The 24,885-nt window shown below is 43.0% G+C and carries 27 protein-coding genes; 5 read left to right on the top strand and 22 right to left on the bottom strand.

Going from position 1 to position 24,885, the window contains the following annotated elements; translation table 11 throughout:
• Positions 1-11: 11 nt before the first annotated feature.
• Together PHI47_RS06675 and thiC are read right to left on the bottom strand one after the other, a co-directional pair.
• On the bottom strand, positions 12-1,184 hold the full coding sequence (locus tag PHI47_RS06675) for an Mrp/NBP35 family ATP-binding protein (RefSeq protein WP_299935320.1): 1,173 nt from the start codon (positions 1,182-1,184) through the stop codon (positions 12-14).
• An 89-nt stretch (positions 1,185-1,273) separates the two neighbouring features.
• Positions 1,274-2,650 (bottom strand): phosphomethylpyrimidine synthase ThiC, encoded by a 1,377-nt coding sequence (thiC, locus tag PHI47_RS06670; protein ID WP_299935318.1) that lies wholly within the window; start codon positions 2,648-2,650, stop codon positions 1,274-1,276.
• A gap of 215 nt (positions 2,651-2,865) precedes the next feature.
• Here thiC and PHI47_RS06665 point away from each other — a divergent pair, with 215 nt between their 5' ends.
• From PHI47_RS06665 to PHI47_RS06650, 4 genes are read left to right on the top strand one after another with little or no spacing between them, the layout of a single operon-like run.
• Entirely contained in the window at positions 2,866-3,987 is a 1,122-nt protein-coding gene (locus PHI47_RS06665; RefSeq protein ID WP_299935316.1) for a bifunctional 2-C-methyl-D-erythritol 4-phosphate cytidylyltransferase/2-C-methyl-D-erythritol 2,4-cyclodiphosphate synthase, read from the top strand.
• On the top strand, positions 3,984-4,871 hold the full coding sequence (locus PHI47_RS06660) for a hypothetical protein (protein WP_299935314.1): 888 nt from the start codon (positions 3,984-3,986) through the stop codon (positions 4,869-4,871). Before PHI47_RS06665 ends, PHI47_RS06660 begins: the two co-directional genes overlap by 4 nt.
• Positions 4,849-6,039, top strand: a complete 1,191-nt coding sequence (locus PHI47_RS06655; protein ID WP_299935312.1) for a sulfate adenylyltransferase — start codon at positions 4,849-4,851, stop codon at positions 6,037-6,039. The genes PHI47_RS06660 and PHI47_RS06655 overlap by 23 nt, the downstream gene beginning before the upstream one ends.
• 8 nt (positions 6,040-6,047) lie before the next feature.
• Positions 6,048-6,554 (top strand): phosphatidylglycerophosphatase A, encoded by a 507-nt coding sequence (locus PHI47_RS06650; RefSeq protein ID WP_299935309.1) that lies wholly within the window; start codon positions 6,048-6,050, stop codon positions 6,552-6,554.
• Positions 6,555-6,583: 29 nt separating this feature from the next.
• On the opposite strand, the gene PHI47_RS06645 is transcribed toward PHI47_RS06650, so the two are convergent.
• From PHI47_RS06645 to PHI47_RS06600, 10 genes are all read right to left on the bottom strand, one after another.
• Positions 6,584-7,072: a hypothetical protein gene (locus PHI47_RS06645; RefSeq protein ID WP_299935306.1), complete on the bottom strand. Its 489-nt coding sequence runs from the start codon at positions 7,070-7,072 to the stop codon at positions 6,584-6,586.
• Positions 7,069-7,512: a hypothetical protein gene (locus PHI47_RS06640; protein WP_299935303.1), complete on the bottom strand. Its 444-nt coding sequence runs from the start codon at positions 7,510-7,512 to the stop codon at positions 7,069-7,071. The genes PHI47_RS06645 and PHI47_RS06640 overlap by 4 nt, the downstream gene beginning before the upstream one ends.
• Positions 7,509-8,543 (bottom strand): 4Fe-4S binding protein, encoded by a 1,035-nt coding sequence (locus tag PHI47_RS06635; protein WP_299935299.1) that lies wholly within the window; start codon positions 8,541-8,543, stop codon positions 7,509-7,511. The genes PHI47_RS06640 and PHI47_RS06635 overlap by 4 nt, the downstream gene beginning before the upstream one ends.
• A 69-nt stretch (positions 8,544-8,612) precedes the next feature.
• Positions 8,613-9,224 (bottom strand): molecular chaperone TorD family protein, encoded by a 612-nt coding sequence (locus PHI47_RS06630; protein ID WP_299935297.1) that lies wholly within the window; start codon positions 9,222-9,224, stop codon positions 8,613-8,615.
• Between the two features lie 93 nt (positions 9,225-9,317).
• On the bottom strand, positions 9,318-12,710 hold the full coding sequence (locus tag PHI47_RS06625; RefSeq protein WP_299935356.1) for a molybdopterin-dependent oxidoreductase: 3,393 nt from the start codon (positions 12,708-12,710) through the stop codon (positions 9,318-9,320).
• Between the two features lie 13 nt (positions 12,711-12,723).
• Complete coding sequence (gene nrfD / locus PHI47_RS06620) at positions 12,724-13,623, bottom strand: NrfD/PsrC family molybdoenzyme membrane anchor subunit (RefSeq protein ID WP_299935294.1); 900 nt, start codon at positions 13,621-13,623, stop codon at positions 12,724-12,726.
• Complete coding sequence (locus PHI47_RS06615) at positions 13,623-14,261, bottom strand: 4Fe-4S dicluster domain-containing protein (RefSeq protein ID WP_299935292.1); 639 nt, start codon at positions 14,259-14,261, stop codon at positions 13,623-13,625. Before PHI47_RS06615 ends, nrfD begins: the two co-directional genes overlap by 1 nt.
• Before the next feature lie 247 nt (positions 14,262-14,508).
• Positions 14,509-15,801, bottom strand: coding sequence for a histidinol dehydrogenase (gene hisD / locus PHI47_RS06610; protein ID WP_299935289.1), 1,293 nt, complete (start codon positions 15,799-15,801; stop codon positions 14,509-14,511).
• A gap of 12 nt (positions 15,802-15,813) precedes the next feature.
• The gene (locus PHI47_RS06605; protein ID WP_299935287.1) at positions 15,814-16,233 is read right to left on the bottom strand and encodes a thioredoxin family protein; all 420 of its coding nucleotides are present in this window, start codon (positions 16,231-16,233) and stop codon (positions 15,814-15,816) included.
• Position 16,234: 1 nt separating this feature from the next.
• Positions 16,235-16,741, bottom strand: a complete 507-nt coding sequence (locus PHI47_RS06600; RefSeq protein ID WP_299935285.1) for a shikimate kinase — start codon at positions 16,739-16,741, stop codon at positions 16,235-16,237.
• A gap of 62 nt (positions 16,742-16,803) precedes the next feature.
• Here PHI47_RS06600 and PHI47_RS06595 point away from each other — a divergent pair, with 62 nt between their 5' ends.
• A complete protein-coding gene (locus tag PHI47_RS06595; protein WP_299935282.1) occupies positions 16,804-17,112 on the top strand; it encodes a cupin domain-containing protein in 309 nt (102 codons plus the stop codon).
• On the opposite strand, the gene PHI47_RS06590 is transcribed toward PHI47_RS06595, so the two are convergent.
• From PHI47_RS06590 to PHI47_RS06545, 10 genes are all read right to left on the bottom strand, one after another.
• Positions 17,102-18,688 (bottom strand): methyl-accepting chemotaxis protein, encoded by a 1,587-nt coding sequence (locus PHI47_RS06590; protein WP_299935279.1) that lies wholly within the window; start codon positions 18,686-18,688, stop codon positions 17,102-17,104. The genes PHI47_RS06595 and PHI47_RS06590 overlap by 11 nt on opposite strands.
• A 314-nt stretch (positions 18,689-19,002) precedes the next feature.
• Positions 19,003-19,317, bottom strand: a complete 315-nt coding sequence (locus PHI47_RS06585) for a hypothetical protein (RefSeq protein WP_299935277.1) — start codon at positions 19,315-19,317, stop codon at positions 19,003-19,005.
• Positions 19,314-19,520 (bottom strand): hypothetical protein, encoded by a 207-nt coding sequence (locus PHI47_RS06580; RefSeq protein WP_299935275.1) that lies wholly within the window; start codon positions 19,518-19,520, stop codon positions 19,314-19,316. Before PHI47_RS06580 ends, PHI47_RS06585 begins: the two co-directional genes overlap by 4 nt.
• On the bottom strand, positions 19,517-19,978 hold the full coding sequence (locus PHI47_RS06575; RefSeq protein WP_299935272.1) for a M15 family metallopeptidase: 462 nt from the start codon (positions 19,976-19,978) through the stop codon (positions 19,517-19,519). The genes PHI47_RS06580 and PHI47_RS06575 overlap by 4 nt, the downstream gene beginning before the upstream one ends.
• 5 nt (positions 19,979-19,983) lie before the next feature.
• Positions 19,984-20,259 carry a hypothetical protein gene (locus tag PHI47_RS06570; protein WP_299935271.1) on the bottom strand — a complete coding sequence of 92 codons (276 nt, stop codon included), beginning with the start codon at positions 20,257-20,259 and terminating at the stop codon, positions 19,984-19,986.
• 218 nt (positions 20,260-20,477) lie between these two features.
• The gene (locus PHI47_RS06565) at positions 20,478-20,906 is read right to left on the bottom strand and encodes a hypothetical protein (protein WP_299935268.1); all 429 of its coding nucleotides are present in this window, start codon (positions 20,904-20,906) and stop codon (positions 20,478-20,480) included.
• Positions 20,899-21,858: an RNA-directed DNA polymerase gene (locus PHI47_RS06560; protein ID WP_299935265.1), complete on the bottom strand. Its 960-nt coding sequence runs from the start codon at positions 21,856-21,858 to the stop codon at positions 20,899-20,901. Before PHI47_RS06560 ends, PHI47_RS06565 begins: the two co-directional genes overlap by 8 nt.
• Positions 21,859-22,120: 262 nt before the next feature.
• Positions 22,121-22,540 carry a four helix bundle protein gene (locus PHI47_RS06555; RefSeq protein ID WP_299935262.1) on the bottom strand — a complete coding sequence of 140 codons (420 nt, stop codon included), beginning with the start codon at positions 22,538-22,540 and terminating at the stop codon, positions 22,121-22,123.
• 1 nt (position 22,541) lies between these two features.
• Positions 22,542-23,888: a hypothetical protein gene (locus PHI47_RS06550; protein ID WP_299935259.1), complete on the bottom strand. Its 1,347-nt coding sequence runs from the start codon at positions 23,886-23,888 to the stop codon at positions 22,542-22,544.
• Positions 23,889-23,902: 14 nt separating this feature from the next.
• Positions 23,903-24,885: hypothetical protein (locus PHI47_RS06545; protein WP_299935257.1), on the bottom strand; the 983-nt coding region annotated here is incomplete at its 5' end.

The following is a 24,885-nucleotide window of genomic DNA, read 5'->3' as shown; positions in this document are numbered from 1 at the left end:
TAGAAAATTGCTTAGTGACAGCCGCAACCGGTGCCGCAGCTTCCTGAACTTGCAGGAGCCTCTTGTTTTGGTGCAGCAGCGGTTGAACATGCCGATACACCTGGAGGTGTATTGGGTTGAATTGCTTGATTATCAACCCCGCCCTCTTCATTAATTTTCTCGATGGTCACCCAGAGATCTTCAGCCGCTTTCATATACCGTTTTGCCGTTTCTGAAGTCGGCGCGTAATAGGTGACCGGTTTTCCTTCATCTCCACCGGTACGGATAGAAGGTTCAATCGGAATTTCGGCAAGAATGCAGGTTTCAAACTGATCCGCCATCGCTTTGGATGTTCCTTTACCGAAAATATCGTATTCGACACCGGTATCCGGAGCGATGAAGCCGCTCATATTTTCAATAACACCTGCGATAGGGATATGAAGTTTTTTGAACATATCCAAACTACGACGAGAATCATCGAGTGATACCATTTGCGGAGTAGTAACGGTAACCCCAACGGTTACCGGAACACTTTGCGCCAACGTAAGTTGTGCATCACCAGTACCCGGAGGCATATCAATGACGAGACAATCCAAATCGGACCACATAATGTCACGCAAGAACTGCTCGATCGCTTTCATGATCATCGCACCGCGCCAGATAAGGGACTGCCCCTCTTCCATCAATGAGCCCATGGACATTACTTCAATACCATAGGCTTTAATCGGAAGCACTTTATTACCGACGACTTCAGGTTTGATTCCATCAACACCCATCATACGCGGAATATTTGGACCATAAATATCCGCATCCAAAAGACCGACTTTTTTCCCTTGCATTGCTAGCGCTATCGCAAGATTCACCGAAGTCGTCGACTTACCGACTCCCCCTTTGCCTGAGCTCACCATGATGAAATTTTTCACTTGAGGGGCAATATTTTTCCCCTTCGATGAACTCTCACGCGGCATTTTAGGTGCTTGAATATTGATGACAACGTCAGATGCACCGGCACGTTTTAACTCATCCGTTGCTTCTGTTGTAATTTGGTGAGCTACTTCAGGAGCACTTGAAGTAATATCAACTGTCACATGAACATTATTACCCTCAATTTTAATCTCTTTAATAAATCCAAACGTTACGATATCTTTCGTAAATCCCGGATAAGTAACTTTGGATAACGCTGATTTTACAATTTCTTCTGTCATATTTTTTCCTTTTTATTTATTTTTCCGTTCGTGGTAAGCCTGTCGAACCATGAACTTATCACCCTTCGACAGGCTCAGGGCGAACGGGATTAGCTTGCGTTTTGTGTTTTTGCTTCTTCAGCAATCCATGCAAGAGACTCAGGATTATCCATAATCTGCTGTGTAATTTTGTACGAACAAAACTTCGGTCCGCACATGGAGCAGAATTCCGCTTCTTTGAATACATCCTGAGGCAACGTTTCATCGTGATATTCACGCGCTCGTTCTGGATCAAGTGCCAACTCGAACTGGCGATTCCAATCAAACGCATAGCGTGCATCGCTCATTGCATCATCGATATCACGTGCGCCCTTACGACCACGAGCGATATCTGCAGCATGTGCTGCGATTTTATAGGCAATGATCCCAGCACGCACGTCTTCGGCATTCGGAAGACCTAAATGCTCTTTCGGAGTGACGTAACAGAGCATTGAAGCTCCATGCCATCCGCCGACCGCTGCACCAATCGCCGAGCTGATATGATCGTATCCCGCCGCGATATCGGTAACGAGCGGACCGAGGATATAAAACGGTGCTTCATGACAATATTCGCGCTGAATCTTCATATTACGCTCGATTTGATTGAGAGGAACGTGTCCCGGCCCCTCGATCATCACCTGAACATTTTTCTCCCACGCACGCAGTGTCAATTCACCGAGCACTTTTAGCTCCCCGAGTTGTGCTTCATCGGACGCATCCGCCAAACATCCCGGGCGAAGTGAATCTCCGAGAGAAAGAGAGACATCGTAACGAGCACAAATATCCAATATTTCATCATACGCCGTGTAAAACGGATTTTCACGATGGTAATGCATCATCCATGCCGCCATTAGCGATCCGCCTCGGCTGACGATTCCCATTTTACGTTTTGCCACTTTCGGCATGGTTGCGAGCAAAAAGCCCGCATGGATCGTGAAATAACTCACCCCTTGCTGTGCTTGACGCTCCAATACCTCTAGCATAACCTCAATACTTAAATCTTCGATTTTATTATTCACATCATGCAAAATTTGATAGATAGGAACGGTTCCGATCGGGATTTTAGAGTTGGCGATTACCGCACGGCGGATCTCATCCAAATCTCCACCCGTAGAGAGGTCCATGGCTGTATCGGCTTTATAGTGTTGAGAGACTTGAATCTTTTCAATCTCCCCTTGAACATCCGATGCTATCGCGGACGAACCGATATTGGCATTTATTTTACAGCGTGCGGCGATCCCAATCGCCATTGGCTCTAAATTTTTATGATTGACATTCGCAGGGATTATTAGGCGCCCGCGCGCTACTTCAGAACGAACCAATTCAGGATCGAGCTCCTCTACTTTGGCAACGTATGCCATCTCTTCTGTAATAATGCCTTGCTTAGCATAATACATCTGAGTTCGGACGGTATCGTTTTGTCTCTCAGCGACCCATTCAGTTCTCATAGTGTTTGCTCCTTAAATTCCGAAAGCTATTTGGACTTATAAATAAGACCCCCTAAAAGGGTGGTATCTCTTTTAATGTAGATTAAAAATTTCAAGAGGATTTAGGAAAACAGACCCTCTTTCCCCTTGTTATATTCTATAATTTATCGAAAACAAGATAAAAAAAAGCTTTTTGAGTGTATAATTTCGTAACAGTTTTCAAAATAGGATACATTTTGTCTGATTTGACCCTAGTTTTGCTTGCCGCAGGTAACTCAGAGCGTTTTAAAGTACCGGTAAAAAAACAATGGCTTCGTATCGGGCATGATCCGCTATGGCTTTATGTTACTAACCGTATCAAAGCTTCTCTTCCAAATGCCAACATTATTCTCTCTGGCCATGCAAATGAAATCCCTTTTATGACCTCTATGTGCGATTACACAGTCGTCGCAGGCGGAAAGACGCGTCAACAATCACTCAAAAATGCCCTCAAAGAGGTTAAGACACCTTATGTAATGGTCACTGATATTGCCAGAGCCTGTATCGATCCTGATCTCATTTTCCGACTCATTGCCGCTAAAGATTCAGCTGATACTATTGTACCTGCTCTCGACATTCATGATACGGTTGTCTATGATACTGTCACTATCGAACGAAACCTTGTAAAACGGATACAAACTCCGCAGCTTTCCCGTACTGAAATACTGCGCCGTGCATTAGAAACTGACACTGAATACACCGATGAGAGCAGTGCTGTTGTCGCTATCGGAGGAACACGTCATTTCATCCTCGGAGATGAACGTGCTGCCAAAATAACCCATGCATCCGATATTACCGCGTTAGAGTGTTTAAGCGCACCATCCAATATCGTTTTTACCGGAAACGGTTTTGATGTACATCCTTTTGAAGAGGGTAAACCTATGGTCTTAGGTGGCGTTGAAATCGAAAGCACTTTCGGCTTTAAAGCTCATAGTGACGGTGATGTCGCGATTCATGCCCTTATCGATGCGCTTTTGGGTGCCGCATGTTTGGGAGATATTGGAATGCTTTTCCCGGATACGGATAACAGCTATAAAAACATTGATTCCAAAGAGCTCTTACGCCTATGCGTACTAAAACTTCACCAATTCGGCTTTGTCATTACCCATGCCGACATAACGGTCATCGCTCAGGCTCCTAAAATTGCTCCTTATAAAGATCACATGCGATGCACGCTCGCTTCACTGCTTCACATCCCGACTGCACGTGTGAATGTCAAAGCAACGACCACCGAGCATTTGGGATTTATCGGTCGGCGCGAAGGGGTTGGAGTAATCGCAACTGCATCAGTACACTATTTTGATTGGAAAAACGGATGAACATACTCATTATCGAAAACGAGATCTATCTCGCACAAAGTATCGCTTCTAAACTCAGCGATCTAAGCCATAACTGCGATATCTCCAGCTCTACTAAAGAGGGGCTGCGCGGAGTCCCTTACGACGTTGTCCTCCTCTCGACGAATATCAGCGGCCAAGACATCTACCCTGTAATCGAAGCGTATAAAAATGCTGTCGTCATTTTGATGGTAAGCTATATCAGTAACGACACCGTCTCAAAACCTCTTGCTGCCGGAGCCAAAGATTATATTCTCAAACCGTTTATGATTGAAGAGCTGATTCGTAAAATCCAACATTTCCAAAACCATGAGCGTCTCCGCCGACAAAATCAAACCTATGAGCGCTATCTCGCCCACACCTTTAATTCCATCAATGTCGATGAAGATTTGGACAAAACAGAATTACCGCTTTTTATTTGCAGCGGATACCAAAAATACGCCGATGCTTTTGCATTCCGTTATGCCGCCCATCGGGATAAAACACTTCATTTTATCTCATTAGCTTCCGCCAAAGCATTTAGCGATATTGCGGCCTTAGGTGACGATGCAATTCTCTATATTACTGATTTTCAAAATCTCAAAAAAAGTGAACATAAAGCATTTTACGAACTCGTTGCAAAAAAAGCATGTATTATCGCAAGTACTGATCCTGTCGATTCACCTCCCTTTAGAGTTATCGAAATTGAAAGTGACAATAATCTTTTTGACCAAGGGGAAATTCTGCCGATCGAAGAGTATGTTAAATATATTATGATCCATTTTCAGAACCGTTTCCCGGATACGGAACTCTCAAAAAAACTCGGTATTTCACGCAAAAGCTTATGGGAAAAGAGAAAGAAATATGGCATCGTCAAGAAAAAATAGAACCCTTTTTATCGACCAAGAGGCTGTCTCCGCCCTAATCTTACTCAAATCAGGAATGCTGAGCCCTGTCATCCGCCTGATGAATGAGGCCCAAAGCAAAGAGGTATTAGCGACTGGAATGTTTCAAGATAAAACTTTCCCCTTCCCCCTAATTCTCTCACCCAGCGGAAAAGTGAATGAAACTATCCTGACATCGGCGAAAAAAGGAGAAGTTCTCGATCTGATTTGCGATAATACCCTTGTCGGTGAACTGTGTGTGGATGAAGTCTATCCTATCGATCCCCGTGAACGCTTACGACAAATTTACGGCACCGAAGATCTCTCCCATCCTGGGGTAAATGCAACCCATAAACGACTCGGAAAATACGCTATTTGCGGTGAATATTCAATTGATCTAACACCAGTTAGATCGATTCAAGCCATGATTGCCCAAGCTAAAGAACAAACGGGGGCCAAACACACGACCGCTTTGTTTATGGCCGCGAATCCCCTTCACCGAGCACATGAGCGTTTTATCCGACAAAGTTTGGAACGGACCGATATTATCGTTATTTTCTTGCTAAAACCGTATAACAGTGCTGACTTACAATACGAACTCCGATACCAAACACTCCAATATTTCGTTGAAAACTACCTCCCACGCAATCGTGTCGTAATCGTTCCATTGGAAAGCAGCTATATTTTTGCCGGAAGCAATGAAGTCATCCTTGATGCAATCGTTGCCAAAAACTACGGATGTGATCGATTAATGATTGGTCAAAATCATGCCGGAATTGGAATGTATTATGATCAGAATGCCAATAAATCGGTTATTGATCGATTGGTAGGCATTGACATCGACGTGGGCATTTCCAGTGAATACGTCTATTGTAATCAATGTAAAACCTTAGTAAGTGTCCAAACCTGCCCACACGGGCACCATCACCATATCTCTTATCATGCTGAATCAATCTTAGAACTGATGCAACAAGGCCTTCTCCCTCCTGCCGTATTGGTACGTAAAGAGATATCTTCCATGATCGTCGCATCACTCTTTCCAAATCGATTTAAAAATTTGGCCAAACTTTATTACGATATTATGCCCGTTAACGGTCTTCTCGAAGAGCACAGTGAAAAAGATTTTTACGTTGAACTGATGCGTCTATACCAGACAACTTCTTTAACATAAGGCAAACAATGAATTGGTTTTTTATCACCGTAGGATACAGCGGTCTTTTCCCAAAAGCTCCCGGAACGATGGGGACGATTGCCTCTCTTCCTCTGGGAATAGCAATACTTCTTTATTTCGGCCCGCAAACCCTTTTTTTAGCAACAATCTTAATCACCCTTATTGCGATTAAAGCCATTGATAAACATGAACGCACATCAAATGAGCATGATGACAGCCGAATTGTTATTGATGAACTGGTTGGAATGTGGTTCGCCCTCTCCATCGCTCCCGGGATCGGCTTTGATACTACCGCCCTTTTGCAATGGAACAACGGGATAGCCATACAAATTGTCCTCAGCTTTCTTTTATTCCGATTTTTCGATATCAGAAAACCCTCTATTATCGGACGGATTGATCGGGAAACTAAAGGGGGTCTTGGGGTAATGGGAGATGATATCATCGCCGGATTTGCCGCAGGTATTGCTTCGGCTATGATTTGGCAGGGTGTTCTTAAATCAGGTCTTTTAGGCTAAGCTTTTTGAAGAGAGCAAAATCTCTCTTCTTAGATCATCATCGGCTCATCCGTCGGTTCAATTTCTTCAAAATCTTCAATAATTTGATCAAAGATTTTTTGTGTCATTTTTATCTTTGAAATATTCTCATCAAAGAATGGTTTCGATGCAGGAAACGCTTCTGAAAGCTCTTGATAGATCAGTATACGTCCACCGAAATGGCGTTTGAACTCATCGAATGCACCCTGCAAATAAGCTTTAGTCGTCGTATGACGAAAAAGTGCTTTAATCATTTTTTTCCGCTCTTTGATCGGAATCGATTCATCAATCGCTTCAGCTACCCGTTTAATATCCAAACGCGACAAATAGGCACCGCAATGATACGGTGCTAATAATTTGTCGGAAAGCTCATCTACAAACCCAGGAACCGGTTCTTCTTCCTCATTTTCAGTATTCGTTTCACAGCTTCCCGTATCACATTTAGTCCGCACAAATTCGTCAAATTCAGCTCGTAAATTACTGAAATCATTTTCTTTCATTTTCTTTCTCCTCGTATTAAATCATAAAAATAGTGACACAACGATCTCAGTGCAATATCGTCTTTAAAATCTTCACTCTCAGCATACGTATCCAATGCCTTAGGCATTATCAAATCTCCCAAAAGAGAACCATTGTCAATCCGGATAAAATCGACCAACCCTGCTTCATTTGCTTCACTTGAAAGGGTATCCATCAACGAAAGTACCTCTTCTTGATACTCCGATCCTATTACGGCACCATTTAACTTTGAATGGCGCATTTGTGAAATGGTAAATACAACATCGTCCGGTCGAATGTTCATTGGAATCACCATCGCATTGGTTCCGTTCTCTTTAAATAGTTTGTTCACCATTGACGAGAAGCGATTGCTGTGTGCCACTTCGGCAATAAATCCAAAAAGTTTGCTCTCTGCCGTAATCGAATTATCGTTGTTCATCATCTATTCAATCCCCATAATTCCAATGCTTCTTCTTCTTCCAAACGACAGCGGCGGCAAATTTTGTCACCGGATACCGAACTAAACGTTGCGTCACACTCATCGCATCGACGCACAGAATAGGTGATCATATTTTGAACCTTCGGTTCGTACCACTCTTTGAGATTGTACGATGTGGATAGCGTAATCGCATCACTCTCACATACATCATGACATAGATGGCACTTGACACATAAAAATGGATCAAAATCAATCTTTGAGTTACGCATATCAGAGGTCAATGCACCTGTAGGACAAACACGGTAACACATCTCACACGCGGTGCATTTCGTCTCATCCATGAGTTTTTGAGAGGTAAAAGTGATCCGTTCCCCATCAACAACATGATAGATTGAAGGCTTATCAAGGCGTTTAAGTGCTGTAAAAAACACCTTTCGACGATCGGTTATTTTTTTCATTCGCATATCTTTGATATGAGAGGTATCAATCGAATGGGAGATAAATTCATCCGTGCTTAATTGCACTTCTCTCTCAAAATTTGCTTTGTACGAACCGATCTTTTTAAGATGAAACGTTTTGAAAAAATCGCGACGATCTTTTTCATCCGCTTTTTCATTTTCAGAATATTTCTCTTCGACGAACTCGACAAAATATTCCGATTCAATTGCTTCGAGAGCGTAATTAACATTTTCTACTCTCATCCGCAGATCACTCATTACCGCTTCACCAATAGAACATTCACCACAATGACCGATATCCAAGGTAAGCCCTTTTTTCATTCCGCACAAAGCAATCAAGTGTTCACTCCCAAGAGCGGCGATACACGGTACGTTCTTCTGACACGACACAAGCGACGATTCATCACTCACGAAATTAAAGAAAAAATCGGTCGGATTAAAATCATCCAGTCCCAATGCTTCGGTAGGACACGATGCAACACATCCCGCACATCCGACACATGACGCTTGATTTATCGAGGGAAGGCGATCGACAATAGCGATAGCGTTTGTTGGACAGACCTCTGCACATAGCATACATACTGAGTTTACGCTCAGAGCACGAACACATTTCGCAGGTGATAAGTTCAACAAGCCCATAACTCTTTAGACCTCTACACTTAAGGTTTCATTATCACTAAGGATAAATTCCAACGCCGTCTCTGCCGCATCGTAATAAAGCGGTGTTCGTGCTTCATATTTCAGATTAATGAGATACATCGGTGCCCATTTTAGTAAATGGGTATTGAGAAAATGGTGCTGTACTTTTTTGAGTTCAGTTACCGCTTCCCTATCATTTTCATTTAATGCTTTTTTCTGCGCTTCGCATAAATGGTGCATAAATTCGAGTTCAATACCGATGTGATCTGCTGATACGACACGTGCTACTTCATAATCGACCAAAAAGTCGTATGCGCTATAGATATCCGTAACGGGGTTCGCACCTCCCGTCTCGATCATTTGGTCGCTTCGTGTATAAAATGTCTCATACGGCACTAAATGCAAGATCGAAAGATTGGTAAAATCGGGATTTAAATACTCTTCGAGTATCTCTTTATTTGGGAGATTTTTACGTTGTTCCCATGCTTCCCAATGAGGGAAAAATTCTAAAACGGTCGGATCGTTTTTGAGTGTTTCTAAAATTTCATCATCCAGTTCTTGAAGTAATATTCGAGAAAGCAATGCATATATATTGCTTCGAGCAATGATCTCATCCATAACGGTTAGGCCTTTAAAAGTGATTGTAGGATTGTAGCCTAAAGGGCTGAAAAGCCCTTTAGTTGTCCCTATTAGAAAGAGAAGATGGAAGTTTTATCCCTTGATATTCACATCATACGACGTAGGGTCAAGTTTAACCCACGGACGGAAGATATGTTTCGGTCGGCGAAGTTTAGAGTTAGAATCCAAACCTCGTGAGAGTTTATCTCTCCATGCTTGGTAGACTTTCATATTATTGTCATAATTGACAAAAATATCTCCGATTTTATCTCCCGCCTGTGCCGGTTCAAGCAATACTTTGTGGTGCCAGCAGTGCATACCCGATACCGGATCCGGGTGTGGAGCCGCTACCGCATTTTGCCATGAACCTGAAAGTCCATCCCACCATACGTTACCTGAGTCACGGTTGTATTCAGCAAAACGTTCTGTATGGAAAGGTTTGATCCCCTCAACGTATTTGAGTTTACCCTCTTTTCCATCCATTTGAATTTCAGCAACCGGAACCCCGAAACTATTAAGTCCAGTAGTCCCTTCATAGTTATCGATAATCGTTTGAGCACCTTCTTTACCGACATTTGCCGGAGATTCTTTGAGGAACTCTTTGTTGTTCAAATCACGAGGAGCAACTCCAGTAGCTACTTTTCCATCGGTTACACCGTTAGGAATCGTAACATGATTAGTTAATTTCCAGCGACCGCCGTGGTGAGAACATGCGAGTGTTCCCGGAAGAACACCTTCAGTAGGAACCGCCATTGCAACAAAATGTCCGCTCTCCAATCCGGAAACGGTATCAACAATTCTTACACGAATCGCATCACCGCGTTTAAATCCAAGACGTTTAGCATCTCCGGTACTGATCCAGATCGGGTCATGGTTTTGGCTGATCTCCATAAGATGTTTGGAGTTTGCCGAACGAGTATGAATGTTATACGGTAAACGGAATACCGTATTGAGAGCAAATGAGTTTTCCTCTTTCATATAGACATGGTTAACATGCGATAGAATATGAACCATCTCCTCTTTCTCTTTATCATTACGAGGATAAATCGCCATCGCGTATTCCGGCCACTTCCAATCTTTGGCTACCCATTGGGTATAGACATCGAGTTTACGTGTCGGTGTTGTGAACCCTTGTACTTTTTTACCATCTACAACAATACCGATTTTTTTCGTATCGCCTTTGTCGTCTTTAGCGCTGATAATACCGGAACCGTCAACACTCATTGAAGCAGCATCAAACTTATGCTCATACGATTCAACTTTTCCCTCTTCGATTTTGAGTTCACGTTCTTGAACACTGTAGATTTTATCCTCTTCGAGCCATGCACCGTGATCACGCATGTATGCATAGACTGGGAATTCCTCTTTGGTATAGCGTTCATCGTTCATAACGGTCTCATGCAATTTTGGCAAGTTGTCCCCGAACGCCGCATCGTACCATTCTGCAATCGTAACAGGTTTGCCAGGATGACGTTTAGACTCCCACATTTGTTTGATATTTAAACTACCGTCCGGATCGATATAGTTGACACATAAATCAAACATAAATTCGTTCTCTTCCCATACTTCACCGAGACCCGCTTTGATGTGCGCTTCAAGAGTCGCACGAGCAGGATTTTTAGGTTTCCAGCCCGCTTTTTCCAACGCTACACGCAATACCGGCTGACGGAAACTTGTCCAGCGAGCCGGAAGAGTTGCTTCAGAGTGTTGGTCATGTCTCTCACCCGCAAGTCCTGTCGGAAGAACATAGTCCATGTACCAGTTGGTCTCAGACCAAACCGGCGAAAGATTGACGGTAAGTTCCATAATCTCTTCGTTTTTCAACACTTCGATCCAGCGGAATCCGTCCGGATTGATCCAAACCGGATTATACATACGCGGCATATAAACAGCAAGTTTACTCGGGACTTGCAATCCACGATCATTCCATTTTTTCTGCCACTCTTTATCGCTCAAAAGATGCGGTAACAAAAATGACATTTCATAGGTTGAAAGAGGCCATTCAGGCGGCCAAGTGAGTTCATTCCACGCTTTTACTTTCGGAACGTCTTTACCCGATTTACCTTGTCCTACGGTAGAGCTTCCACCCTTCCCGCCGACGGCGATGTCGTGCCAGTGATACCATCCCGTTCCACCGATATTTCCAACTGCACCGACTAAGCCGGTTACAAAGAAAACCGACTTACCGTTCATCCAACCACCGCGGTTACCCGCTGCCGTTGCACGCCAAACGTACGTAGAGATCGCATCTTCCGCCCAAATAAACATCTCATAGAGTTTTTCAAGTTTATACGCTGGGATATGGGTCTCTTTTTCGGCAAATTCAAGAGTATAGGGAGAATACATATCTTTGAGAAGCTCCAAGTAGCTCTCAAAATCACGTCCTGCCGGAAGCTTAGAAATGAATGTTTTCTCGACCATATAATTGAGATATTCGCTATCATTCATCAACGTTTCCCAGTTAAACCAACGTTTTACGAATGCTTTATTGACCTTATTTTCATGCAAAATACGGTTTGCCAAATAGAGGTAAATCGCTGATTCACTTCCCGGCCACGGAGCTAACCAAAGGTCGGCTATCCCCGCTGAGTTAGAGAGGCGCGGGTCCATAACGACCATTTTTGCACCCTTTTTACGGGCATCGGCAATCATTCCTGCAGCTTGTTGAAAATAGTGCCCTGCGTCCGCAGCATGGGATGAATTTAGGAAAATGAGTTTCGCATTTGCCCAATCCGGGCTGGTACGGTCATCATTAACAAAATGGATCGACGGTGTACGACCATTTGCCGAACAGATGTTCGTATGCGAGTTATACGAATCAAGTCCCAATGTTTCCCATACTTTCGGTACAAATCCATTTTCATTCGGGCGTCCAATATGATACATGACCGATTTTCGAGAAAGCTCATCCCCTTTTCGGATTGTATCCCCCATTTTTTTACCAATCGTGGTCATTGCTTCATCCCACGTTGTACGGATCCATTTACCCTCACCGCGTTTTGAACCCGGTGCACGCTTGAGCGGGAAAGGAATACGGTCAGGATCGTACATTTGTGATTGAACCGCATACCCTTTAGCACAGTTACGACCACGTGAACCCGGATGTAGAGGGTTCCCCATATATTTGCGAACTGTCAATGTTTTTTTATCGACCCATGCTGTCAAGCCGCATGATGCTTCACAGTTGGAACACGCCGTCGGAATAACCATATAATCGTGAACTAAAATACCGTCAGGGTTCTCTTCACTTTGTACGCCATGGCGATTAATACCGCCCCGTTTCCAATCCGTTCCGTCAAGCTCTTGGAAATGATCCCACTGATCCAGCGGAGGGTAAAAGGACAACGTATCAGGGGTGTTGGTGAATTTGCTTGCTTTTACTGACTCAGCAGCAGCATCGACCGAAAACACACCCTTTGCGATTGCGGCACCGGCTACAGTGAGCGCGGTCCCTTTTAAAAATGTTCTTCTGCTTTCTAAATACATCATAATCTACCTCTTAGCTCATATTTAACAATTGTGGAATAACGAGCCAAACGTGTTTGCTCACCCATAAACCGACCAATGCCGATACGGCAGCGATTTTTAACAAATAATACGATTTGTTTTTCAAGCTCAAGCATACCAAAGCCATAGGAACTAAGAATGCCATTACTTGACCTATCCAGAACATGGCTGTGTATTCACCGCCTTTGATAAATGCCAATGTCGCTGCTACCTCTTCGGCTTTCATTCCACCAAAAATATACTCAGACATATAAAGAGTAAATGCTGCGAATGCACTCAAGCCTAAGATAATAGCTAGGTCTTTTTTAATCGCATCGGAAAATTTATTTCCGCCGAGTAAAATCATCGTTGCCGTTCCAGCCAAGAAAGCGGCTAAAATCATCTGAGCCGATTCTGTCGGCATCTGCCATAACTCACGGGCAGTCGATTCTGCCATTAACCCTGCCGTATACAATGTAACCGGAATAGCCAATAAAACTGTCCATCCGAGAAATTTATCGTACATCGCTTCATCTTTTTTCAAATAGATAGCATACGCCATAGCAAAAAGAAGACCGACAAAACCAGTTGCCATCCATGCACCGATCGTAATTGCCGATGTTAGATGAGGATAGAAAAATATATGCCAAAAACGGAACATCTGATGTAAATCAATGACCGTAAAGAACAAGAATAGGTGAATAAAGACAATCGAAATTGCCACGGCCGGAAAACGGATAAAACCGGTTTGTTCCGGATACTTTTTCAACAAGAAAAAGGTAAGGAAAATAATACCGGTTCCGATACTTTTCGCCCACATATTCATCGTAATAATCCAGCCCCAGACGATCCCAGGAAGGGCAACGTCAAGGACTACGATCGCGTTGGTTGCCGCAAGTGTTTCGTGTACCATCAGTGATGTCCTCCTATAGGGAGATGGGTAAGGTTGTTAAAGAGGTTATGTCCCTCTCCTCGGAACGATGCCAACGGATTGAGCTGAACGTTACCGCCACCGACATAGAAATGGTGAGGATCAGTCCCTTTTTCCGGTTTACGTACTTGGACATCGCCTTGATGTTGCTGGAGGTATTTACTGATGTTGGAGGTCGGATCATCCAAGTCACCAAAAATATTTGCTTCTACCGGACATGCTACAACACATGATGGCATCATGGCACTCGCAATACGGTGTGCACAATAGGTACATTTATCCGCTGTTTGTGTCTGCGGATCAATATAGATTGCTCCGTATGGACATGCCATAACACACCCTGCACATCCGATACAACGTTCTTTGTCAATATTGACAATACCGTTTTCAATGTAGTGCAATGCACTAACCGGACAAATACGTTCACACGGTGCATTGGCACAATGATTACAACGAAGCGGCGTAAATGTCCGTTTCGTTTCAGGGAAAGCCCCTACATCTACATATTTTACGCGAAGACGCCATGTACTAAGTGGAACTTCGTTTTCCACTTTACATGCGATCTCACAGCCCTTACACCCCATGCAAAGGTGAAGGTCTACCAAGAAACCTAACTGCATATATTCTCCTTGATTCCCTATTCACGTTGATCGATTTTCATATCATAAGTGACATGAATAATCTTTATTTGATGCCGTGATTTCAGGCATTTGACGGCATTACTGCTGGGTTGATGGTAGCTAAATTAGGTTTAACCGAAACTAAAAACTAATACCATTTTGCTATAACTTTTTGATATGTGTAACCAAAGAGAGATTTTCCCTGAAATAGGAAAATCTTATTGAAGATTATGTGCAGTTTTATTGATTATTTTTCTAATCGACAGCGAACCGATGCTTCGTGTGCACCCAATCCTTCGGTATGTGCGATAAGGGCACATGCTTCTCCGATCTCATTGATAGCTTGACGTGAAAACGAGATGATTGAGGATTTTTTCATAAAATTCTCAACCCCAAGCGGTGAGTAGAATTTCGCCGTCCCTCCGGTTGGAAGAGTATGGTTCGGTCCGGCGACATAATCCCCGATCGCTTCAGGAGTGTAATGGCCTAAAAATATAGCTCCGGCATGTTTGATAGAAGGAAGGAGCGCAAAAGGATTGTCTGTAGCCACTTCCAAATGCTCTGGAGCAATCTCATTCATCAATCCTACTGCTTCCTCCATCGTTTCCGTAACAATAATAGCGGCACGCTCCTCTATCGATTTACGAGCAATCACTTCACGCGGAAGCTTTTTAAGCCACACTTCGATCTCTACCGCACACGCATCGGCAAATTTTTGAGAGGGGGTGATTAAAATGGAGCTTGCCATCTCATCGTGCTCTGCTTGGGAAAGCAAATCGATCGCAATATGGACAGGGTTGGCCGAATCATCCGCCAATACACCGATCTCGCTCGGTCCCGCGATCATGTCAATGTTAACCTCACCAAACACCATTTTTTTAGCCGTTGCCACAAAAATATTACCCGGACCGGTAATAACATCAACTTTTGGAATGGTTGTCGTACCATATGCCATCGCTGCAATCGCACTGGCGCCGCCTACTTTAAACACTTCGGTCACTCCACATAAGTAACACGCTGCGAGTAATAGTTCATTAGGCTCATTATCAGGGGTTGGAGTAGTCACAACGATATGCTCCACTCCCGCTACCTGTGCCGGAATCACATTCATCAAAAGTGAACTCGGGTACGCTGCTTTTCCTCCAGGGATATAAAGACCTGCACGATCTACCGGCGTCACTTTCTGTCCTAAAATCGTTCCGTTAGCTTCGGTGTCAAACCAGCTTCTCGGAAGCTGTTTTTCATGATATGCCCTAATGCGGTCATATGCTAAATGCAAAGAAGCCTTGAGCGCAGGTTCCAATGCTTCATACGCACGTTCCATATCCGTAGCATTAATTCGCAAATCGGCTCCGGATGAAGGGCTCCATCGATCAAATTTTTCAATATGACGCATCAATGCACTATCATCCTCCGCGCGTATCTCATCAATAAGCGTTTTGACAATCGAGGATACATGTTCCATATCCATCTTTCCACGGCCAAGAAGTTCGTTAAATACGGTTTTAAAATTGATATCACCGATATGAATACGTGTCATAATTATCCTTTTTTACTTTTTCGTCGAACTTTTTTTGTAATCTTCTTTGACAATATCAAGTGCTTTAAGAAAATCTTCACTTCCTACAGCTCCCATGATCGGTTCAAACATCGGTTCACCATTGGATTTTAGAAACCATGTTCCCGGCGTTCCAGGGACATATAACTGATGTGGAAATATAGGATTTTCATCAATGTAAACAATCGCACTGACATAATCATTATTTAATTTTTGCACGACCTTAGTATCTTTCAGCGTCGAATTTTCAAATTGGACACAAAAATGGCAACCATGGTTGGAAACAATGAACATTAAAGGCTTGTTCACGGCCTTTGCTTTTGCAATAGCCGTACTATAATCTTTTTCCCACTTTATACCTGCACCGAACAATGAAAATACTGAGAGTAACAGTATGAAAACAATCTTATTCATCTTATTTGACCTTTTTTAAAATCTCTTTTGCGATATCACCTATCTCTTTATCACTCACATCGATAATAATATCAGCAACCTTTTTGTACAAGGCTGAACGTTCTTCATAAAGTTCACGCGCTCTTTCGATATCTTGGAATAAAGGACGTTTTTTGAGTTTTTTAGCAGCATCAGGATGCGAAAGTATACGATTATGAATCGTATCAAACGGAGCGGATAAATAGACAACCGTTCCGATTTTAGAAAGATTTGGGACTTTGAAAAATCCTCCGCCTGTGGAGATTAGTGTCCCTTTTACCTCTTTTTGAAGCCATGCGGCAACTCTTCTCTCCAGCGCACGAAAATGTTCTTCACCCTCTTGAGCAAAAATCTTTTTAATAGAACGATTTTCCATACTCTCGATAATATCATCCGTGTCTAATGCAATCAAATTGGATTGTTTTACAATTTCACGTGCAACAGAACCTTTCCCGACTCCCATAAAACCGATTAAAACGATGTTTTTCATAAATTCTCTACTGTTAGTTTATAATAGCGTAATCATATCACGCGTTTACTTAGGAGTGCTTCTTGATCCGTATCGATAACTTGTATGCGGGAGAAAAGCCCGCTGAAAATAATGAAGTTTTTTCGACCCTTTTTCAGAATGAAACAGTGAAAATCGAATCTATACGCTCTTCACTCAGAACACCAGGGCAGCTTTATGACCAAGACTATGATGAGTGGGTTTTACTCCTTGAAGGAGAAGCCAAACTCGAAATCACAGATGAAATACGGACTATGCGTTCAGGAGATTATCTTTTTCTCCCGAAACACACAATTCATAAGGTTCTTACAACTTCTAAGGATGCACTTTGGCTGGCTGTTTTTAGCTCTTAAACTCATTGATGCGTGCAGACAATGAATTAGCGACGTCCAACAACTGTTTTGAATCATTTTCAATCTGCTCAACACTGCGGCGATTGGATTCGGAAACATCGTTAATCTGAGAAATTTTATCAATAATCCATTCAATATGTCCCACCACTTCAACGGAATCGTTGTATGAGCGTTCTGCAACACTGACCGAACGTTCCATCTCTGATGATGTTGCAGAGATTTTCTCTTCAACCTCATTGGAAATCACAGTAAGTTCATTCATATTATCAGCATTTTCACCCATTCTATCACTGACATCATTAACGGCTTGAACAATCGTCCCGACGCTGATTTCAATCTCGGTCAAGCTTTTTTGGGTTCGCTCCGCAAGTTTTCGTACCTCATCCGCAACAACGGCAAATCCACGTCCATGTTCACCTGCCCGTGCAGCTTCAATTGCAGCATTAAGTGCTAAAAGGTTGGTTTGATCGGCGATATCTTTGATAACGCCAAGGACATTTTTAACTTGTTCCGCATCATTACGCAAGGAGATTAATTGTGAAGCCATCTCTTGCTCTGTTTCAATGTACCCTTCTACTTCGTGAACCAACTTGCTTAATGCATCTTTCGCCGTCAATAACTCTCCGTTGGCATTTGCAACATTACGTTGTGTTTGTTCCGATACAGCAATAGCACCGGAAAGAATGTCTTTGATGGAATGACTTTTTTGCGTTGTTGCTTCAACTATTTGACGTTCTTGTTCTACTCCACCGGAAATAATACGCGTTGCATTAGTAATTGTCGTTGCGATCATCGAGTTCTGCTGTCCAAGTTTTTTGACTTCATTTACCGTCTCTTGTACCATCGAAACAAAATTATTTACCGCTCTCGCCGCATCTGCAAATTCGTCTTTTTTAACAACTTCAAGACGCTTCGTTAAGTCTTTATCTCCACTCACCAAAGCACCGATACGGCTTCGTAATCCCTCTAACGGTGTCAGGACCTCTCTTCCGAAGAAAATATTCATAACCGTTATAAATGCAATGACCACAATACTTAGTGCGATCAATAAAATCGTTTGGGTTTTACTAATTTCAGTATCATTTTTTTCTAAAGAGATCACTAAATCCATAACCCCTAAGGTATCTCCGATTGAAACATTGGTATGGCATGCTAAACATCTCTCTTCTGCAATCAGCGGTTGAAGAAGACGTATAGTATGTTGCCCATCCGTATTTTCACTCACTTGAGGCTTTTTGCTTTTAAAAACTTCTTTAATTAACGGTTCATTTGTAAACTTGGCATCAGGAGCAAGCAAATCAATAACAGCTTGAGATTTTTCCACTTTTAATGCGGCAATCCCGTCAATTTTTTGCGCTTTAGCGATCGTTTCGGCAACAACAGCCGGATCACCGGCCAACATACTTCCGGTAAGGGTTTGGAAAATCGATTCACTTAACATATTTAGAGATCGTTTTGCCGTCTCATTCGAAAAATCATGAAAGGTTGTCGTTAAGTACCAGTAAATTGCCCCCAGACCCATAAAGCTAAAAAGTAAAGTAGAAAAAATAATTTTAGATTTAACTGTGTTAAACATCTCAAGACCCCATATTAAAAAGTGTTAGGATTATTGTACCGTATATCGGTTCAATATATATCGTAATATAGGGATTTACACTAAATGTGTGACAGAAACACCATGATTTAGACGTTTCTATGACACATTTTTGACACAGTTACTTACAACTCCGAAACCGATTTAAAAGCACCTCATAATCCCCCTCTAAAGTAATGTACTTAGATGCTGCGCACTCTCCAAACTTTGTATCATTACTCTCACCGGCACACTGCTTATGATAAGTGCGTGATGGTTCCTCCGCTTTGCATGGTAGATACTTCGGAGCGCATCCGCTAAAAAACAGTACGCATGATAGCAATACCGTTGTCACAATCAGATTTATTTTGATCATATACATACTCCTTTACTGTTTGTAGCTTCTCAGCAGTTACTACGTGGATCTTTTCTTCGATCACTTTTGACTCGACAACTTTTACCTCTTGGTTTTGAGACAGCCCCGCCGTAACCCCGAGTTCAACATTGAGTTTGTTGATCTCATCTTGCTTTGATGAGTTCATAAACCACAGCATAGTATTTGATACGATAGAGACTGCTAGAAGTGTCGCAAGTATTCCGATTAGGTAGGTTTTAATCCAATCAAGCATCATTTCTCCTCAACTGATTTGGTAGTAATCGTTCGTAATACCCACCCGATCATCCCCAGTGCTACTAAAAACAACCCAAAATATGACGGAGATATAATCACTCGAAACTCTTCGACGTTAGCTTGCACTAATCCTGAAAGGACGATTGCGCCATTAAACCATTGTGTTTTTGAACGATGCCAGTTTTTAAACAATCTTCTTTTCATGCTACCGTTACCCCGCTTCTAAGTTGCGCCAACGTAAATCCTTTTGAGTCTTGAAAATGCGGAAAATCTTTCAATGATTTAAAATCTCCCCCCCATTCAAGACCGCACTCTTTACCGATTCGACCGATTTCAGCCCAAAGCTTCCCATCCTCTCCGGATGTTCCCCATACAGGTTTTCCATGTCGTACAGCAACGACGTCTAAAGCAAGTCTAAAGTTATGCCAACTGTATCCTGCTTTCGCATTTGTGACAACATTACCCATCGGTTTTTTTGCAGTGATCCCTGATCCTTTAACCGTTCTTCCGATTGCATAAAGAGCATTTTGAGACGGATCATCCCGATAGGTAGAAGTGAACACAAGATCGATTCCGAGTTCATCCTCACATCGCTTCTCCATCTTAAGTGCTTTATCCCGAACTGTCGGGTGCAGGTCTTCAAGTTTTCGTGAATTAATCATTTTTTTTACCCCTTCATTACAGATTTAATAACAGCTGCTATAACAATAAGAATGACAACCCAACCAAGCTTGCTTTGGTTAGACTCAAGCGCTTTTATCCGTTCATCTCGAACTTTATTTAGCAGTTTAAGCTCGCGGATCTCTGTGCTATTTTCATTTTGTTTTTCCAGAGCCTCTTCGATTTTTTCGAGAGTATCATTTAGACGTTCCCATTCAGTGGCAATTTTTATATGCGTATCTTCAAGTTTTCTAACTCTATGTTCCATCTCATCACCAGCCATAAATAAACTCCTTTGCTCTCATTACTTCTCATCCTCCTCAATAGATTTAATACAGTGATCCCCCTGAAACCAATTAAGCACTTTGCACAGATGCCTACAACGTGGACGGTCTTTGATACGCTTTCCGCAGCGAGAACTTATTGTCTCATCGGGATTACCTGCCATTATCGTATTTGCAAACTGATCGATAGAGATTAGGATGTTCCAAAAATATTTCTTCATATAAATAACCCATTACGTTTTTCTACAAACCATGCAGCAAATTTGGGAAAATCAGCTACAACGATTGGCAAAATAGCCCCATTCGAAAAGTGGATATTAGTAGATATTCCCCCCATTTCAAATAACGCCTTTACTTGTAGCAGCCCCATAGCGTCATCATTGGTATATGGGATTAAAACACCATCATAAAGCGCACCGTTTGTTTTCTCATAGGCTTTGACAACAGCTATCTCTTCGGACACCGTAAGCTCAACCGGATCACAGTTCTGAACACCAACCCATTCAACGATCAAAGCCTCATCCGCTTCAACTCGAACAACATTTTCTTCAACATTGACAATCTCGCCATTATTAAAACGGTGATGGTTGACGCTTTTGACGATCTCATTTTCGACGCCTGTTGTGACTTTGTAGTATTTAACCATTTTTCCTCTCCAGTATTGATGTGTAATATCTCATTGTTTGTGTCCCTTTTGCGTGTCCCATCATGCTTGCCAGTGCCTCCGTATTATTATTTTTAACCGCTTTTCGAAAGTTGTACATACTGCGTTTTCTCACGAGTTTCAACCCCTTAAAAGTACGAAACCCCACGAAGTTCGTCCCTCTCTTGATCTTTTGGATCGTGCATTTCGAGAGGGTTAGATGGAGGCGTTTATTTAGAAAATTGATGATGATTACCTTGAGCGCTTTTGCCTCTTCTAAACTCACACCAAAGAGAATGAAATCATCGACGTAGCGCACATATAAACGACACCCGACATCCCGCTTGATGAAATGATCCAACGGGCTGAGATAAATCAGCGCATAGAGCTGTGATAGTAGGTTTCCGATAGGGATACCAACAGGGCTGTCCTCCATACTCATAAACAGTTTCATCATTGATACTAGGCGCACGTCTTTGATCTTGTTCTCGATCAGTATTCCCAGTATGGTTCGATCGATACTGTAAAAAAACTTGCGTATATCCAACTGGATCAAGTAATCCTCATCATCGCATTGGCGTAACGCCCATTGAGTATAAGCACTTGCACTATGAGTACCGTGATTCTTTCTGCATCCGTGGGACTGACGGATGAACGTCGCGTCAAAAATCGGATAGATCACACGATAGATAGCGTGTTGCACTACTACGTCACTAAAATGAGGGGCATAGATAACCCGCTCTTTTGGCTCATGGATGATGAACTTGGTGTATGGTTTGGGGGCATAGCTCCCATCGCTAATGCTTTGGCGAAGATACTCGATGTTTGACCCTAACGATTTTTCGAACTCGATCACAGACTTTTTAGCCCGCTTTCCTTTTCGAGCATCGAGGTATGCGCCATAAAGATTATCTTCGCTAAAACACTGCTCGAAGAGATTGCCGACACGTTTCACACGTTCCCCCTAAAAGCTTCGCTTACGCTACCGCAGTTGAGGGATTGAATAATATTTTTGCCAAGCAGGGATGCCATCTCCCTATCATCTCTCATTCGTATCATACGATTCACAGAAAAGACCATAGTCGCGACCGCCCACATTGTTGTTCGAATTCGACCGAACATTGTTCCAATTACGAGCCCACACACCCGCAAGCGAAGAATTGTTCCAATTCCCGCCGACGATAGGACACTTAACATATAAGATAGCACCCGTAGATTTACCATTTTAATTCTTCCTTGACCTTCTTGATCCATCCGCCCACGATACGCCCGATCTCATCGAGCTGAAGGCTTAACACTCCGTACCGTTTCTCTGAGAGCATCGCGCACGTTACGACGGTGTCCGATTTGGTCTTGTAGCTGAAATAACCCAGCTCATACGCGAGCAAGAGTTTCATCCGCAATCGCTCTACCGCAACATCCAATTCAGTCAAGGACGTTTTTTTGTAATGCCGTTTTTGCCCCTCGACCATAAGATCGAAGATTACGTATGCATCGTTTCGGATGCCTAGAGCCAATCCAAATTTTTCATGGCTAGGAAAATGGTTCAAATAGAGATTAAGCTGTTTGAGAAACATCACCATTTTCCGATAGAAATTCCCCTCCGGAAACCTATACGCCACACTGTCGTGTGTCATATCATGCCCCCAAGAGACAGGCGCGACCGCCCACAGAGAGGGTCGAATTCGACCGAACATAGTACCAATGACGAGCCCACACACCCGCAAGCGAAGAAGTGCCCCAATACCCGCCGACGATAGGACACATGGAAGCAACTGAGTATTTCCATAGACCATCCCCTCCAAAACGAGCAGGAGAACCACCCATAGAGAGTGGGACTCCACACATATCGAGTCGATAATCATTGCTTGCCGTATCGACACTGCCACTAAATACAGCCGATGTACCGTTGCCAAAAGTAGTTTGTGTTTCGTCAGGAGTAAACGGTAATGTGAGAGGATCGTAGTTTGCAACATTCCAGTTGTCCGTTGCATCGCCTACGACAACACCCGTGAGGGTTTTAATATCAATTGTCTCTTTAAGGATATGGAACGTATCGGCAGTGCTTTGGATAAACCCGCTTGCAATTTCCCACATATTCCCATTCAAATCAGTGATGCCGCATTTCTGACCATTGTGAGTGATTTTGGCAAACACGCTGTCAGAGCATGAGGCATTGAGTGGAGCTGTAGGATACGTGGCATTACCCGCTGTGACATAGACAACCGATGCATCATTTGCATCTTTTAGGGCATTGTTGTTACACCCCTTTGGAGCATAAGGAGAGATGTCCATCCATGCGGCAGTCGATACCGTAGCACTCTGACGATGTGCCAACGAGAGAAGCGCAAGAGCGTTGTACATAAACATCGTAGGAACGGCATAATTAGCCCCACGAGATTTTACCGCTTGGAAGATTTTGTCATAGGTATTTGCCGTAACGCCTGTAATACCCATAATCGGGTTGTGAGTAGTGGCGGTAGATACGGGGTCAATGTTACGCTTGCTGACAAATTTTGACGCAACATTTCCACAGATGTATTTATCAAAAAAGAAACCGTCTTGTATGACACCATTGTTCACAAACGCACGGTGGATGACGAATCCTGCTTGAGGAGTGTCGGACACTTCGACTTTGGTACCGTTGTATGGAGAGGTGATATCGTTGGTAATTTTATAATAGAACCTAGGGATAAATACCATCACCGACCCCGTAGCATCGATGTAGTTCCCATAGTTGTCGGATAGATAATCATCATACCCCGCCATAGGGTAAAGCCCGAAAGAAGCTACGAGAGGCGCAGGAGCGATACCCACTCCAAAACCTAGAGCACCGATGGTTCCGATGGTGGTTTTAGATACTGTAGAAGTTTGTAGATTGAGTTCCTCGCACGCTGTTTTAAAAGCTTGCAAATTTGCGTCGTGTTCTTCGGCGGTCAATGGTGTGCCTTTGACGAGTCTTTTTGTTATTGTTATTGGGGTCATTTGTTTCTCCTTTATTAAGCTATGTTGTAACCGACGGCTCTAAAAATAGCATTCACGCTAGATACTGTCCCGTTTACCGTCATCGTCAGTGTGATTGATCTAGAGCTTGCTTGGGTTAAAGTACCTACTGTTGATATTTGAATTGCTTTATTATTTGCAGTCAGCCTTGCTGTAGCGGTCGTGACTCCAGTTCCTGATATGGTGCAATCAACATAATCATAGGTTCCTACAGTTGCAGACATGAAAAAATCTATTACGAATAGAGTTGGATCGTTTACGAATCTATCCGCACGATGCCCAGTCCCATATGAAGCTCCGTAAAATGTTAATGTCATCGTCCCAGTAGAAGTTCGTGTTGTCTGTCCTACGATAACCATAGGAGCTGTATTTGCAGGGTATGTACTATTAAATGCAGTTAGTCCGTTTACTTGGAATTTACTTGCAGACAACAATGCCGCGTTAACGCTTACCCCATCAACAGTCCCCCCCCGAATATACGCCCCATAAATGTCAGGATCAGCATTCGTAGAAGCCGCGTTTGTTTTGAGTCTAAAACCTGCACCGCCTATTGTCGTAAAATCAGAAGATTGGAGTATCCCGCCGATCCAAGCGGTGTCGACAACAAGATTGTCACCGCTGATATTACTTCCTCGAATATATGCCCCATAAATATCAGGATCAGCGTCCGTAGAAGCCGCATTTGTTTTGAGCCTAAACCCTGCCCCACCTATCGTAGTAAAATCAGATGACTGGAGTATCCCGCCGATCCATGCGGTATCTGTAGTTATTTTCCCGCCATTGATTGTTGTTGTATTGCTATTAACAGCTGTTGCAACATTTTCCGGGAGCACTTTGCTATCAGCAATGCTTTTTGCAGTAGCAGCTATCTTATTGAGCAGTGTTTGCCGAGAAGTGTAAACATCATTAAACTTTGTTCTAAAGGTTGCTCCGACGATAGTGGTATTCCCAGTAGTGACATTCCACGCCACTGGAGCAG

The sequence above is a fragment of the Sulfuricurvum sp. genome (genome assembly GCF_028713855.1).
Classification (GTDB): Bacteria; Campylobacterota; Campylobacteria; order Campylobacterales; family Sulfurimonadaceae; genus Sulfuricurvum.
The sequence above is the reverse complement of the archived record's forward strand: the minus strand, read 5'-3'. Positions and strand labels throughout refer to the sequence as shown.

What these genes read in the sequence shown, in the direction of transcription:
- PHI47_RS06675 (WP_299935320.1), bottom strand. Translation starts at nt 1,184, where the DNA reads ATGACAGAAGAAATTGTAAAATCAGCGTTATCCAAAGTTACTTATCCG.
- thiC (WP_299935318.1), bottom strand. Translation starts at nt 2,650, where the DNA reads ATGAGAACTGAATGGGTCGCTGAGAGACAAAACGATACCGTCCGAACT.
- PHI47_RS06660 (WP_299935314.1), top strand. Translation starts at nt 3,984, where the DNA reads ATGAACATACTCATTATCGAAAACGAGATCTATCTCGCACAAAGTATC.
- PHI47_RS06655 (WP_299935312.1), top strand. Translation starts at nt 4,849, where the DNA reads ATGGCATCGTCAAGAAAAAATAGAACCCTTTTTATCGACCAAGAGGCT.
- PHI47_RS06650 (WP_299935309.1), top strand. Translation starts at nt 6,048, where the DNA reads ATGAATTGGTTTTTTATCACCGTAGGATACAGCGGTCTTTTCCCAAAA.
- PHI47_RS06645 (WP_299935306.1), bottom strand. Translation starts at nt 7,072, where the DNA reads ATGAAAGAAAATGATTTCAGTAATTTACGAGCTGAATTTGACGAATTT.
- PHI47_RS06640 (WP_299935303.1), bottom strand. Translation starts at nt 7,512, where the DNA reads ATGATGAACAACGATAATTCGATTACGGCAGAGAGCAAACTTTTTGGA.
- PHI47_RS06635 (WP_299935299.1), bottom strand. Translation starts at nt 8,543, where the DNA reads ATGCTATGTGCAGAGGTCTGTCCAACAAACGCTATCGCTATTGTCGAT.
- PHI47_RS06630 (WP_299935297.1), bottom strand. Translation starts at nt 9,224, where the DNA reads ATGGATGAGATCATTGCTCGAAGCAATATATATGCATTGCTTTCTCGA.
- PHI47_RS06625 (WP_299935356.1), bottom strand. Translation starts at nt 12,710, where the DNA reads ATGTATTTAGAAAGCAGAAGAACATTTTTAAAAGGGACCGCGCTCACT.
- nrfD (WP_299935294.1), bottom strand. Translation starts at nt 13,623, where the DNA reads ATGGTACACGAAACACTTGCGGCAACCAACGCGATCGTAGTCCTTGAC.
- PHI47_RS06615 (WP_299935292.1), bottom strand. Translation starts at nt 14,261, where the DNA reads ATGCAGTTAGGTTTCTTGGTAGACCTTCACCTTTGCATGGGGTGTAAG.
- hisD (WP_299935289.1), bottom strand. Translation starts at nt 15,801, where the DNA reads ATGACACGTATTCATATCGGTGATATCAATTTTAAAACCGTATTTAAC.
- PHI47_RS06605 (WP_299935287.1), bottom strand. Translation starts at nt 16,233, where the DNA reads ATGAATAAGATTGTTTTCATACTGTTACTCTCAGTATTTTCATTGTTC.
- PHI47_RS06600 (WP_299935285.1), bottom strand. Translation starts at nt 16,741, where the DNA reads ATGAAAAACATCGTTTTAATCGGTTTTATGGGAGTCGGGAAAGGTTCT.
- PHI47_RS06590 (WP_299935279.1), bottom strand. Translation starts at nt 18,688, where the DNA reads ATGTTTAACACAGTTAAATCTAAAATTATTTTTTCTACTTTACTTTTT.
- PHI47_RS06585 (WP_299935277.1), bottom strand. Translation starts at nt 19,317, where the DNA reads ATGATGCTTGATTGGATTAAAACCTACCTAATCGGAATACTTGCGACA.
- PHI47_RS06580 (WP_299935275.1), bottom strand. Translation starts at nt 19,520, where the DNA reads ATGAAAAGAAGATTGTTTAAAAACTGGCATCGTTCAAAAACACAATGG.
- PHI47_RS06575 (WP_299935272.1), bottom strand. Translation starts at nt 19,978, where the DNA reads ATGATTAATTCACGAAAACTTGAAGACCTGCACCCGACAGTTCGGGAT.
- PHI47_RS06570 (WP_299935271.1), bottom strand. Translation starts at nt 20,259, where the DNA reads ATGGCTGGTGATGAGATGGAACATAGAGTTAGAAAACTTGAAGATACG.
- PHI47_RS06565 (WP_299935268.1), bottom strand. Translation starts at nt 20,906, where the DNA reads ATGGTTAAATACTACAAAGTCACAACAGGCGTCGAAAATGAGATCGTC.
- PHI47_RS06555 (WP_299935262.1), bottom strand. Translation starts at nt 22,540, where the DNA reads ATGACACACGACAGTGTGGCGTATAGGTTTCCGGAGGGGAATTTCTAT.
- PHI47_RS06550 (WP_299935259.1), bottom strand. Translation starts at nt 23,888, where the DNA reads ATGACCCCAATAACAATAACAAAAAGACTCGTCAAAGGCACACCATTG.